This is a genomic window from Rhizobium beringeri, assembly GCF_004306515.1.
Classification (GTDB): Bacteria; Pseudomonadota; Alphaproteobacteria; order Rhizobiales; family Rhizobiaceae; genus Rhizobium; species Rhizobium beringeri.
Genome location: NZ_SILG01000003.1, coordinates 326,128 through 338,954, shown reverse-complemented (window position 1 = coordinate 338,954; position 12,827 = coordinate 326,128). Strand labels below are relative to the sequence as shown.

Below are 12,827 nucleotides of genomic sequence, written 5' to 3'. Positions count from 1 at the left end.
GCAATTTCGAGATCGACGGAGGATGGCTACAACGTCAATCTCAGCTCGAGATAGTGTTCGGTCAATGTCGTCAAGGTGAAGGCTCTGTTGAGGCCACTCGGATTTGGCAACAGCCAGATGACGGCGCCGGCAAATTCCTCGGGCTGCCGACCCCATTCAACGTCGGCTCGAAGACTGATGGCCGCGTATGCCGCCTTTCCAAGGAAGGCCAGATTGGCTGGCGCAAACTTTCGTATCTTGTTTTCCAGGATGGGCGCGGCGCTGAGGTAATCCTGCCTTTTGAGCTCGCTTGCGCTTTTCGTGGGGCGTGAAACCGCGGATGCCAGACCACAGTCATATTGCAGCAGCTCGCGCTCTTCATCCGCCCGCAGCAGACGCGGTGTAAATCCAGCCAGATGCAAGACCCGCCAAAAACGGTTGCTCGGGTTCGAGAAATTATGCCCGTCGCGAACTGCGGACAGAGCCGGATTCAATCCGCAGAAAATAACGGAGAGACCAGGAGCGAGGATTTCCGACAATCCGGCTTTCGGTATCGTGGAGGCGTCTGGACCATCGAGGTCCACGGACATGGCATCATCTTGCATTATGGGGCATCGCTCGAATTAAGCCTGTCAAATACACCACCCGTGCATCGCTCGAAACGTGCTTCCTGAACACCATCAATGAGGGGCCGGTCTGACAGACGCACGGTGCTAATCATCTTGCTGAAAATGCCGATGAATGGCCTTAGTGGCAATTTGAAAAATATCGGGCGCAATCGATTCTTTGACAGGATCCGCAATGACCACCGAAGCAGCGCGTAATGCGCATCCCATCTATTTCATCGGAGCTTTTGCCACGGGCGGGCTCCTGACTTTCATGGTGCACCTCAATGGGGAGTTGGCCCGTTATGGGAATCCCCTGTTCTCATCTTGGACCGCACACGGCACGGGCATCATCGCAGCCGTCATTCTTCTCCTGGTGGTCCACCGCCGGCGCACGCCAAGGGTGGAAAAAGCCCCCAACGCGCCCTGGTGGGCCTATTTCGGTGGGATATCCGGTGCGGCAACGGTTATTCTGACCTCAACTGCGGTCAACTCACCGCTCGGGCTCTCCGGCACCTTGGCTTTGGGTTTGGCAGGCCAGGTCGCCTTCAGCGTCGCGGCCGACAGCTGGGGTTTATTCGGTCTGCCAAAGCGGCGTCCGGATACACGAGACATCGCCGCGCTCGGCTTGGTCGTCACGGGGGCTGCACTCATCATCCTGTTTGGGCGAGGCGCGGCGTGATGGTGTTCATTCTCCTCGCCTGCCTGGGCGGTGTGCTCGTCGGCCTCAGTCGTCAGCTCAATGGGCGGTTGAGCATATCCACCACGCCGCTGATTGCATCCTTCTGGAATCATGCCATAGGCTTTGCTGTCCTCACCTGCCTTGGCCTCGTTGTCGGGGGCCTGCTTCCTGCGGGCGCTGCCGAGGCGCCTTGGTATGCTTATCTGGGTGGTTCCATCGGCGTTATTTTCGTGGCGGCGGGCAGTTGGGTCATTGCCCGAATAGGTGCGGTTAATTCGGCTCTGCTGATCATCGGTGGCCAGATGGTAACAGGGGTAGCGTTTGATTATATCAGCGCTGTTCCAGCGTCATTTTGGGCGAACGCGGCTGGAATTGTTCTCATCGTCGGCGGAATGATGGTCAGCCGGCGACGACGCAAAGCCGGCGGCTCGCAATAGCCAAGCGCCGTGCTGCGATTCCGGTGCCGTCGCTGACCGGGCAATTTCATCGGCGGGTCGCAAGGGGACGGATGGACGGCGAAGAATGGCTCCCCGCCGTAAAGAACGGCCAAGACCAGTATGCACGCGCCCGACAAGCGGAAATAGCCGGGAAGCCCGAGCGGCCGGGAACTACCGGCCGTGAACCGTTGCGGGCATCACATTGTCGGGGATCGGGCATGTATAGGCTTTGCCGCTGGTCTTTTCTCGCCACTCGGCCGTCGCGGCTGCCAGGAGGTCGGATGACGACATCAATGCCAGACCCGTGGTCGCAAGCGTCTTGGCCGCATGCGCCATGGCTTTGTGCGCGGCCGGGCTTTTTCCCTGCGCGACGACCTGCCAGGTATGGGGATTGGTGCCGATCGCCCAGGCTGGCGCCCAGCATTGCGCGGTTGGCGTCACCCAGCTGACATCGCCGACATCGGTCGATCCGGCCCGGAAATGCGATTGTCCCTCGAAATCGCGCAGTCCAGTGTGCAAGGGCGTCGAGCCATCGACCTTGGCGTTGGCGAACACATCGCCCTTGATCTGATAGAGGCGGATGCTGCTCCTGATCGCTTCCTCAGTGAAGGTATCCTGGATTTTCCTGGCGAAGGCGATGTCGGCCTCGTCGAAGGCTATCGGCCCGAGCGCGACCATGTTCTCGTGCATTGCCGTTTCAAGCGTGATGTTGGGAAGAAGGTTGGTCGAAGCGGTGTCGAACACGATCTCGACCGCGGTTTCGGTCATCATCGCGGCACCTCGTGCAACTTTCTCGACGCGCCCGGCAAGCTCAAGCGCCTGCGGCATGTCAGGCGCCCTGATCAGATAAAGAACCTCGGCGCTGGCCTGCACGACATTGGCGGCCCTGCCGCCGGTGTCGGTGATCGCGTAGTGAACGCGACAATCCTGCGGCATGTGTTCGCGCAGGAAATTGACGCCGACATTCATGAGTTCGACCGCATCGAGCGCCGAACGGCCGAGATGGGCGCTGTTGGCAGCATGTGCCGCGACACCCCTGAAGCGATAGTAATATTCGAGAACGGCAAGATTGTTCGTCGAACGAACGCCGTTGAACGGAGCCGGATGCCAGGTCAGGGCGGCATCGACGTCATCGAATGCGCCGGCGCGAACCATGAAGGTCTTGCCGGAACCGCCCTCCTCTCCCGGGCAGCCGTAATAGCGCACCGTCCCGGGCAGGTTGTTCTCCTTGAGGTGGCGGGCAAGCGCAACCGCCGCCATCAGCGACCCGACGCCAAGCAGATTGTGCCCGCAGCCGTGACCGGTTGCTCCCGCCGCCTCGGGAAGAGGCTCGGCCACGTCGGCGGTCTGGCTCATTCCGGCCAGGGCATCGAATTCGCCGAGGAAAGCAATCACCGGCTTGCCGCTGCCGGATTCGCCGATGAAGGCCGTTTCCATGTCTGCGACGCCGCGGCGCACGGCAAAGCCGTTTTCCTCGAGTGTCCTTGCCAGCAATTGCGACGAGCGCCGCTCCTCGAACTTCAACTCCGCGAAATCCCAGATACTGTCGCTGAGGGCGGTATAATCCGGCTTCATCATTTCGATCGTCGCGGCAATGGAGCTGATCGCGTCAAGATTCATGGTATTTCCTCGCTGTCTGCCCTGCCGCCACAGGGATGTGTTGCACCGGACCCGGCAGGACTGCCTGCCGGATCTTCTGTTGACTGTCGAAGCGGGATGGTGGCGCCCGACCACCGGGCGCGGCAGTTCAGGATCAGTTGTCGAGCGAAACTTCCCAAAGACGGGCATTCGATTGCCAGACGGGCTGGCCCTTCAGCTTCTTGGTCGCGCCCCAGACATCGACCATGTCATAGAGGAAGATGCCCGGCATTTCCTTGAGCATCAGCGTGTGAAACTCGTCGAAGATCGCCTGACGCTTCGTCTGGTCGGACTCCGCATAGGCGGCCTTCATCAACTCGACTGCCTTCGGGTCATCCCACATCAAAGACGCATTCTTGTCCTTGTTGCCGACATAGAAGCCGTACATCAGCGCCGGATCGAGCCGCGGCGCGACCGATTGCGAGATGATCTGGTAGTTGCCGGACCGGCGGCGATCGACCTGCGTCGCATAGTCGAGCACCTCGATCTGCACATTGAGACCTGCCTGCTGCATCATGGCCTGCGCCATCACCGCGGCCGGGAAGCTTGGCACGTTGCTGCGCTTGTTGGCGATGATGGAAATCGGCTCGCCCTTGTAGCCGGCCGCTGCAAGTTCCTTCTTCGCGGCCTCAAGGTCGTAGGGCAAACGCTCCTTCTGGACATCGTCGAAATAGAGCGAGTCTTCCGAAACCATGGAACCGTTGGCTGCGCCGGTGCCATTGGAGGCTGCCTCGACGAGTTGATCGAGATCGAGTGCCATCGCCATGGCGCGGCGCACGCCGGGATTGCTCAGAACCTTGTCGCGCGTCTGGATGTAGAAGAGGTTTTTGCCGTTGTTGCGCGCCACGATCAGCTGCATCGTATCGCTCGTCTTGAATTCGGGAATGAGGTCCGGCGAAATCTCCGCGGTGTCGAGCACCCCGGACTGAAGGCCGGCCTTTACGGTCGAAGCATCGGGAATGACCATGAACTTGATGCCATCGACGAGAGGGCGTTTGGATCCGACCATGCCGTCGGGTTTGCCGTCGTTCTGGGGCGAGACATAATCGTCGAACTTGGCGAGATGGATATACTCGCCCTTCTTCCATTCATCCCATTTGAAGGGACCGGTGCCGATCGGCTTGATGAAGCTGCCATCCGCGCCGACCGATTCCGGCGAAATCATCCCGGTGTAACCGCATTCGGGGCGCGACATCAGGCCAAGGAAAACCGCGGATGGCTTTTCCAGCGTGATGGTGACGGTCGAAGCATCGACTGCCTTGACCCCGGTAACATGCACGCTGCCGCTACCGTCGAAATCAGGAAGGCAGGTCCATTTCGTTTCGGGCTTGAGATAGCGGTTCCAGTTCCACACGACGTCATCGGCGGTCAATTTCTGGCCGTTGTGAAATTTGACGTCGTCACGCAGTTTGAAGCTGTAGGTCAGCCCATCCGCCGAGACTTCGAAGCTCTTTGCCAGCAGCGGCTTGACCTCGCCGTTGTTGGCATAGCCGACGAGCCCTTCGACGATATGCAGGATGACGCCATCGGTATTGCCGTCGCGATTGACGCCTGGATTGGCGCTGCGCAGATCGGAACTTTGCGCCACGACGATGTCGCGGGCGTGGACCACGCCGGTCGTCGCCATCAACATGGTCCCTGCAAGAAGAAGCTTATGCATTGTTCTACCCTCTTTTATGGATTGTTAGGATTGGAGTTCATCCCAGCAGGCGCGTGAAAGCCTGCCGATGGTTTCAAGCGCGACTGTATAGCCAGGGGTGCCGTCCGGCATTTCCTGCGGCACGTCGTCGGTATAGGCGGCGATGATGTAGAAGGGGGTCCCGTCGCGATAGACGATACCGGCATTCATGCGGCCGCGCTTTCCCGTGCCACCTTTGTGGGCGACGAGCGCACCGAATGGCAGCCGGGAAGGAATGGCATAACGCAGGATCTGGTTCTTCAGGGTTTGAAGCGCGTAAGCGCACAGCGCCTGCGAGCAGCCGAGCCGGTCCGCGGCTTCCCGCGAATCCTGGGCATCCAGGATGGTCTGCAGCAGATAGACCTGATCCCGTGCCGTCGTCGTGGTGACGGCTTTCAAGGAATGATCGGGCGACAGCGCCAAGGGAGGGATGAGGAAGCGATGGTTGGTGCCTGACATGCCGATCGACTTGCAATAATCGTCGACCTCTTCTAGCGTCAGCCTTTCGAAGACCATCTTGGTGCAGACATTGTCGCTCAGCACCATCATGCCGGTAATGGCATCGCGCAGCGATATGACGATACCGGGCGTCAGATAGCGGAACATCCCGCTCGCCACTTCCTCGGCGAAACGCTTTTCGTAGGTAATCCGTTCGTCCAGATCCAGGCGCCCCTCATGCGCGGCCTTCAGGGCCGCCATCATGATCGAGGTCTTTCTGGTGCTGGCGGAGGGCGTTTCCTCATCCGCACCTCTGCCGATCGTTTCACCGCTGCCAAGCGCACGCACCATGAAGCGCGTCACGAAAGGCTGGGCATCGCAGATCGCGTTCAATCGCTCCGCGAGCTTTGCGGATTCAATCATCGTCGTCATGTCAGTTCTCCAGGCGCCATTTGAGGATCACGCCGCCCTGAGCATTGTGGTCCAGAGCGGGGATGGCCGAGAGAAGCCTTTGCGTATAGGCCTCCTTCGGGCTGTCGAAAACCGTATCGCGGTCGCCTTCCTCGATGATCCGGCCGTCCTGCATGACGACGACGCGATCGGCCACCTGTTCGACCACGCCGAGATCGTGGCTGATGAACAGGCAGGAAAAGCCGTAGCGTTTTTGCAGATCGGACAGGAGTTCGAGCACCTGCGCCCGGACCGTCACGTCGAGGGCCGATACCGGTTCGTCGGCGATCAGGAATTTCGGCCGGCGCGCAATGGCCCGGGCGATCGCTACGCGCTGACGCTGGCCGCCCGAAAGCTCATGCGGGTAGCGCCCGGCGAAGTCGGCCCCAAGCCCGACTTCTTCCAGCGTCTCCAGGGCGCGCTTGCGCTTTGCCGCAGTGTCGAGATCGGGAACGAGCCGCAGCGCTTCTTCCACAAGCGCGACGATGGTCATGCGCGGATTGAGCGAGGAATAAGGATCCTGAAACACCATCTGGCAATTCAGCCGATAGTCCATCCAGTCGTCGTCGCGGCTGCGTCCCTTGAAGCGGATATCGCCTTCGCTCTCCCGGACCAGTCCGGCAATGGTGCGGCCGAGTGTGGTCTTGCCGGAACCCGAACCGCCGACTAGTGCCACGACTTCGCCCTCGTGGATATCGATGCTGACGCCATGCAGCGCCCGTTTTGGCGTTGCCTTCTTCATCAGCGACCGCCGGCCCGCATAATCGACGACGATATCCCGCGCCGAAACCATCGGCGCCTTGGTCTTGTCGATCGTCCGCGTCTCTCCACGAAACGGCAGGGAGGAAAGCAGTTTCTTCGTATAGGCACGCTGCGGTGCGTCGAGCAGATCGGCGGTGCGTCCTTCTTCGACGATCACGCCCTTTTCCATGACGACGATGCGGTCCGTGTAACGGGCAACCATCGGCAGGTCGTGACTGATTAGCAGCACGGCGGTGCCTTCCGCCTGCGTCAGTTCCACCATCAATTCCATGACGTCGCGCTGGATCACGGCATCGAGCGCGGTTGTCGGCTCGTCGGCGATCAACAGCGCCGGTTTCAGCAGCATGACCGATGCCAGCATGATGCGCTGGCGCATGCCACCCGAGAATTCATGCGGATAGGAAGAGAGAGCCCCGGCGGGATCGCGGATGCCGACCCGGTTCAGCATGTCGAGGATCCGGCTGCGCCGCTCTTCCCGCGAAAGTTTCGTATGCAGCTGCAACCCTTCTTCGAGTTGGCGGCCGACGGTCATCGAGGGATTGAGCGAGGTCATCGGTTCCTGAAAGACGACACCGATTTCCGCACCACGCAATTGGCGCAATTGCGCGCCGTTCATGGAAAGCACGTCGCGTCCCTTGTATGTAACGGAGCCGCCGATCACCTTGATGGGTGCCGGCAGCAGCGAGATCAGGGCGCGTGTTGCCAGTGTCTTGCCCGATCCGCTTTCTCCGACGATGCCGAAGATCTCGCCTGGCGCGATGTCAAAACTGACGTCCTTGACGACCTGCACACCGGTGCCAGTGACCTGAAGCGACAGTTTGCGGACATTCAAAAGCGTTCTATTGGTCATTTCAGCCCCCTCATCCGCGGATCAAGCTTGTCCCGAAGAGCGTCGCCCAGAAGATTGATGCCGAGGAGCGTCAGGGCGATCGCCAGGCCCGGGAACAGACCCAGCCAGACAGCCTGCTCGATGAATGGTCGGCCGGCGGCCAGCATGTTGCCCCAGGTCGGCGCCGGTGGCGGGACGCCGAGACCGAGAAAGCTGAGCGCACTTTCCGAAAGGATCGCCCAGCCGAACATCGAGGTCGCAAGCACGGTGATCGGGGCGATGCAATTGGGGAGGATATGGCGGAACATGGTGTAGAGCTCGCCATTGCCCATCACCTTGGAGGCCTCGATGAATTCCCGCTCGCGCAGCGACAGGACGGCACCCCGGACAACGCGGGCCATGGAGGGCGAATAGGCAATGCCCAGCGCGAAGATGATGCCATATTGGTTGGCGCCGAAGACGGCGAGCAATCCAAGCGCCAGAAGGATGCCCGGAAAGGCGAGAAGCGCATTGTTGACGGCCATGATGACTGCATCGATCCAACCGCGGGCGTAACCGCTGACGAGACCGATCAGCGTGCCGCAGACCGTCGCGAATACGACCGTCAAGGTGCCGATCCAGACGCTCGCCCGGGCGCCGACGATCAGGCGGCTGAGCACGTCGCGGCCGAATTCGTCGGTTCCGAGCCAGTGGGCGCTGCTTGGCGCCGCCAGCCGTGCCGTGAAGCCGAGCTTCATCGGATCATAGGGGGTCCAGAAAAGGCCGATCGCAGCGGAGATGAGCAATACGGCAATCAGAATGCTGCCGATGAAGCCGTTGAAGGTGACGTTTTTCATTCGGCGACTACCCGCGGATCGAACAGGGGATAGAGCAGGTCGACGACCAAATTGACCAGCACATAGGAAAGCGAGACGAACAGCAGACACCCCTGGATCACGGGGTAATCGCGGGCAAAAATGCTGTCGACCATCAGTCGCCCGAGCCCCGGAATGGTGAAGACCGTCTCGATGACGGCAATGCCGCCGAGCAGATTGCCGAGGATCAGACCGATGACTGTCCAGGTCGGTCCGAAGGCATTCTTGAAGGCGTGCCGCCAGAGGACGGCGCTCTCGGAAAGCCCCTTGGCCCGGGCGTGGGTGATATAGTCGAGACGCAGCACTTCCAGCGTCGAGGCGCGTGCCATGCGGATCAACACACCCATCTCATGAATGACAAGGGTCATGATCGGCAGCACGAGGTAGAGCAGGCCACCGGTGACGTTGCTGCCGATCGAGACATAGCCCAGGACCGGCAACCAGCCGAGTTTCAAGCCGAAGAAAAGCAGAAGCAGGAGTCCGAGCCAGAATGTCGGGATCGACAGCAGGATCGTGGCCGTGCCGACCAGCGCCAGGTCCGTCAGACTGTTTTGCCGCCAGGCGGCGATGACGCCGGCCGGCACGGCGATGAGGCTCGCCAGAAGCACGGCGACGACGACGACTTCGGCGCTGACCAGAAAACGTGATGCGACGAGCGGCAGAACCGCCTCGTCATTGACGATCGAGCGGCCGAAATCACCCTGCACGACATTGACGGTCCAGATCAGGAACTGTTGCGGCAGCGATTTGTCGAGGCCGAGTTCCGAGCGCATTGCCGCGATCTGAGCCGGCTCAGCCATGTCGCCCAGCATCAGTGCCGCCGGATCGCCGGGTATGAAGCGGATCAGCGTGAAGACGGTCACCGAAACGAGGGCGATCGTCGGCAATGCCATCAGCAGGCGGTTTAGAACGAATTTAAGCATTTTTGTTCCCCGCGATGGGCGACGGACAGTGCCCGGCGCCATCGGTTTCGTTGCCGCAGACTATGATCGAATGAAGAAATATCCGCAATATTATGCGATTCCGTCATAAGTCTATGCGGAATACGACCGCAACCAAAGCGGCTGCGTTCGCGTAAGAGTTCAGGCTAAAAATTTGATTTTAAATGTCTTTTTGCGAAAGCTGGATCTGTCGCTTCAAGGCATCGCTCAGAGCGTGGGCGGCAATCGAGAGTGGCGTCCCGACCGCCCTTGCCAATCCGAATTCCTGGGTCGCGCGTGGCACGAAAGGACGGTGAACCACCGGCAGGTGGCGATAGAGGTTCGCATAAAAGCTGCTGATGATCGTGACCCCAAGGCCATGCGCGACATAGGAACAGGCGGAACTGTTGGTATGCGTCTCGATTTTGACGATCTGCTTGATGCCGGCCCGCCGGAAGGTCTGGTCGAGCGCCATGCGGTTCGGCCGTTGGCGGCCAATCAGAATGAGAGGAACGTCGCGCAAATTCTTGACCGTGATTTCCTCCAGTTTCGCAAGAGGATGGTCTTTTGGAACGACGCAGACGCTTTCGCCGGTAGCGACGCGCTCGACCTCGATGCCCGGTCCGCTCTCGCCCTCCATGCGCAGAAAGCCGAAGTCGATCACCCTCTGCTCGACGAGCTTGTTGATCGCGGTCGTCGTCTCGAAGAAGGTTTCGATCCGCACACCGGGGAAATCGCTGATGTAATCGACCAGCATTGCCGGCGCGAAATGCTCCCACATGCTGCTCGGCAGGCCGATGCGGACGATCTCAGGGCCGGCGGCGCCACTTCTTAAGTCCTCCGCATGACCCGACATCCGATCGACCGCCAGCAGGATGTTCTCGGCATCGCGGGCAAGAAGCAGGGCCTCGGGGGTCGGAACGAGACGGCCTTTGTCGCGCACGAAAAGCGACATCGAAAGATCCGCCTCGAGCTGCTGGAGGAGGCGGCTGACGCCGGACTGGCTGAGACCCATCGTCTTTGCCGTGGCAATCGTCGACCCCGTCGCCAGAAGCGTGCGCAGGACTTCCAGTTGCTTGATATTCATGTGTTCGCAATCCCCCGGGACAGTTCAAGCACCGTCATCATGCCCAATCCGAAATGCTTTGAAGGAATAGGCTGGCGGCCTTGGGCATCGGAAATTTCTCTCCGCTGATCAGCGCGTAGGCAACCGGCAGTTCGGGTTCGAGCGGAATGAACTGCAGCGGCAGCGTCGCATATTCGCGGGCGATGATCTCGCCGACCAGCGCAATGCCGAGCCCCTGGGCGGCCAGCGCGCAGGCACTCGCCACCGAATGTGCCTCGAGCAAGGGGCGTTGACGGATGCCGGCCTTGTAGAACAACGCCTCCAACTCGTGGCGAACCGGTCGCTCCCTGTTCAGCATGATCAGATCCTGCCCCTTCAGGTCGCCGACAGACAATAGGCGGCTGCCGGCCTTGGGATGATCATTGTGCAGGGCGCAAATGATCCGCGACGACAGGATCTTCTCCTGTTTCAATCCCGGGCTCATCAGCGGCAGACGCGCGAAGCCGAGATCGGCCTCGCCGTCGGCCACCATCCGTTCAATTGCCAGATAGCTGCCGGATGCGACCTCGACGCGCATCGGACCATTCGCGGCGAGAAAGTTCTTCACCAGCTTCGGAATGAGCGTCGAGGAAAGGCTGGCGGGAAAGGCGAGCCGCAGCATGATCTCGCGCGATCGGCCGCTCTCGAGCTCCATCGCCGCCGTTTTCAAGGCGCGTAGCCGGTCGGAAATGGCACGGATTTCCGGGCCGAGCTGCAGCCCCTCGCGGGTCGGTTGAAGCCGGTTCTTTTCCCGGTCGAAAAGCCGGACGCCGAGATAGTCTTCCAGTTGCTGCAACAAGCGGCTGGCGTTGGATTGCGAGATCCCAAGTTCGACGGAAGCGGCGATCGTCGAGCCCGTCGCGGCGATGGCGTCATAGGCCTCGATATGCTTCAGGCTGATCGCCGCACTCGTGTCTCGCGCCATTCTATCTCCAGTGTCGATAGCCCTACCCGCAAACCGCATAAGATTGCGGAGCTGCGGAAAGTTGAACATTTTCCGCTGAGAACCAAACTCACGGAAAGACTTTCGTCAATGGCCACCATTCTCCGGAAGATCGCGGGACAGGTCCTGTCGCGAACGACGTTCTCAAACCTCGCCATGGACAGGGCAAGAGATGCTGCGGTGGACACCATCGGCTGCATGATTGCAGGCAGCGGCGATGAAAGCGTCGCAGCGCTCACCCGCGCTTTCGACGGGGAAATCGCCGGAGGCGGCGAAGCGCGGCTCGTTATCGGCGGCTCCGCCTCGCCCTCTCTCTCCGCACTCATCAACGCAACGGCGGCTCATGCGCTCGATTTCGATGACAATTTCCATCCGGCGAGGGCGCATGCTTCCGCGGTGCTGGTGCCGGCGCTGCTGGCGGTTCTGACGAGTGGCAAGGTGACAAGCGGAAAACGCTTTCTTGAGGCCTACCTGGCCGGGCTGGAAGCGCAGGCGGCTGTCGGCTTTGGCGTCAATCCCTCTCACTACAACAGGGGCTGGCACGCAACGGCGACGGTCGGCAGCATCGGGGCCGCGGCTGGTGTGGCACGGCTTCTCGGTGCCGACGAGGAGAGCCTAGCCGCGGCGATGAGCCTCGCGACGAGCTTTGCCTGCGGCCCGAAAGGGCAATTCGGCACGACCGCCAAACCGCTTCATGCCGGCATTGCCGCGCGCAATGCCGTGGATGCGGCACGAATGGCGCTTGCGGGCATGAGCGGGCGGGCGGATATCCTCGAGCGGCCGCAAGGCTTCCTCGATCTTTTCGGAGGCGATGATGCCAAGGGCTGGGAGGGCCTGACATTCGAGGAGGAGCATATCGTCGAAAGCCGTGGTGTGGTGACCAAGCGCCATCCCTGCTGCGCTTCGACCCATCGCGCAATCGACGCGCTTCTGGATCTGAAGCAGGAGCATGGGCTTTTGGCGGGGGACATTGCCAGGATCAAGACGAAAGTCGGCATATCCGCTGTCCGCAACCTCGCTTATCCCGAGCCCGCCGACGAGATGCAGGCCCGCTTCTCGATGCAATATTGCCTGGCGACAGCTTTCCTCAAAGGCTCCCTTAGCCTTTCCGATTTTACGCGGCAGGAGATAGGGCGGCCGGAAATCCGGGAATTCATGCCGCGCATCGAAATGCAGTCCTATTCGGCCGATGAGGAAAAAGGCGTGGAGCGCCTCCCGCATGTCGTCACGGTCACGATGCGCGACGGGCGCATTTTGAACAAGTCCCGCTTGCATGCGAAGGGATCGCTCGAAGCGCCGATGAGCGTTCATGAACGTGAAGTCAAATTCATCGACTGCTTGCGCTGGGGAAATCGGAATGTGTCCGGCGCCTCTTTCCTGCAGCTTCGCAGGCTTGCCGATTTGGAAAACCTGTCCGGCGACGATCCCTTCTGGAGCCTGATTGCAGACCGTCAGTCGCCCTGACAAGCCACGGAGATGGATAGACGGCGGGGAAAGCCTCCCCGCC

At 60.7% G+C, this 12,827-nt stretch carries 12 protein-coding genes; 3 read left to right on the top strand and 9 right to left on the bottom strand.

Annotated elements, in window-relative coordinates; genetic code table 11:
• Nucleotides 1-26: 26 nt before the first annotated feature.
• Nucleotides 27-584 (bottom strand): G/U mismatch-specific DNA glycosylase, encoded by a 558-nt coding sequence (gene mug, locus ELH03_RS29100; RefSeq protein ID WP_128412417.1) that lies wholly within the window; start codon nt 582-584, stop codon nt 27-29.
• A 196-nt stretch (nt 585-780) separates the two neighbouring features.
• Between mug and ELH03_RS29095 the strand changes: the two genes are divergently transcribed.
• Both ELH03_RS29095 and ELH03_RS29090 read left to right on the top strand, forming a co-directional pair.
• Nucleotides 781-1,266, top strand: coding sequence for a DMT family transporter (locus ELH03_RS29095; protein WP_128412416.1), 486 nt, complete (start codon nt 781-783; stop codon nt 1,264-1,266).
• A complete protein-coding gene (locus ELH03_RS29090; RefSeq protein WP_128412415.1) occupies nt 1,263-1,703 on the top strand; it encodes a DMT family transporter in 441 nt (146 codons plus the stop codon). Before ELH03_RS29095 ends, ELH03_RS29090 begins: the two co-directional genes overlap by 4 nt.
• Nucleotides 1,704-1,874: 171 nt before the next feature.
• Here ELH03_RS29090 and ELH03_RS29085 read toward each other — a convergent pair whose 3' ends face one another.
• The 8 genes from ELH03_RS29085 to ELH03_RS29050 all read right to left on the bottom strand — a co-directional run bounded on the left by ELH03_RS29085 (nt 1,875) and on the right by ELH03_RS29050 (nt 11,371).
• Nucleotides 1,875-3,323, bottom strand: coding sequence for a M20 family metallopeptidase (locus ELH03_RS29085; RefSeq protein WP_128412414.1), 1,449 nt, complete (start codon nt 3,321-3,323; stop codon nt 1,875-1,877).
• Between the two features lie 133 nt (nt 3,324-3,456).
• The gene (locus ELH03_RS29080) at nt 3,457-5,001 is read right to left on the bottom strand and encodes an ABC transporter substrate-binding protein (protein WP_130767102.1); all 1,545 of its coding nucleotides are present in this window, start codon (nt 4,999-5,001) and stop codon (nt 3,457-3,459) included.
• A gap of 24 nt (nt 5,002-5,025) precedes the next feature.
• A complete protein-coding gene (locus tag ELH03_RS29075) occupies nt 5,026-5,889 on the bottom strand; it encodes a serine hydrolase (protein WP_128404418.1) in 864 nt (287 codons plus the stop codon).
• Nucleotide 5,890: 1 nt separating this feature from the next.
• The gene (locus tag ELH03_RS29070; protein WP_128412412.1) at nt 5,891-7,519 is read right to left on the bottom strand and encodes an ABC transporter ATP-binding protein; all 1,629 of its coding nucleotides are present in this window, start codon (nt 7,517-7,519) and stop codon (nt 5,891-5,893) included.
• The gene (locus ELH03_RS29065; RefSeq protein WP_128412411.1) at nt 7,516-8,334 is read right to left on the bottom strand and encodes an ABC transporter permease; all 819 of its coding nucleotides are present in this window, start codon (nt 8,332-8,334) and stop codon (nt 7,516-7,518) included. The genes ELH03_RS29070 and ELH03_RS29065 overlap by 4 nt, the downstream gene beginning before the upstream one ends.
• A complete protein-coding gene (locus tag ELH03_RS29060; RefSeq protein WP_128412410.1) occupies nt 8,331-9,275 on the bottom strand; it encodes an ABC transporter permease in 945 nt (314 codons plus the stop codon). The genes ELH03_RS29065 and ELH03_RS29060 overlap by 4 nt, the downstream gene beginning before the upstream one ends.
• 178 nt (nt 9,276-9,453) lie before the next feature.
• Nucleotides 9,454-10,359, bottom strand: a complete 906-nt coding sequence (locus ELH03_RS29055) for a LysR family transcriptional regulator (protein ID WP_128404422.1) — start codon at nt 10,357-10,359, stop codon at nt 9,454-9,456.
• 37 nt (nt 10,360-10,396) lie between these two features.
• Nucleotides 10,397-11,371 carry a LysR family transcriptional regulator gene (locus tag ELH03_RS29050; RefSeq protein ID WP_197730020.1) on the bottom strand — a complete coding sequence of 325 codons (975 nt, stop codon included), beginning with the start codon at nt 11,369-11,371 and terminating at the stop codon, nt 10,397-10,399.
• Between the two features lie 39 nt (nt 11,372-11,410).
• Here ELH03_RS29050 and ELH03_RS29045 point away from each other — a divergent pair, with 39 nt between their 5' ends.
• Nucleotides 11,411-12,784 carry an MmgE/PrpD family protein gene (locus ELH03_RS29045; protein WP_130767101.1) on the top strand — a complete coding sequence of 458 codons (1,374 nt, stop codon included), beginning with the start codon at nt 11,411-11,413 and terminating at the stop codon, nt 12,782-12,784.
• Nucleotides 12,785-12,827 lie beyond the last annotated feature (43 nt).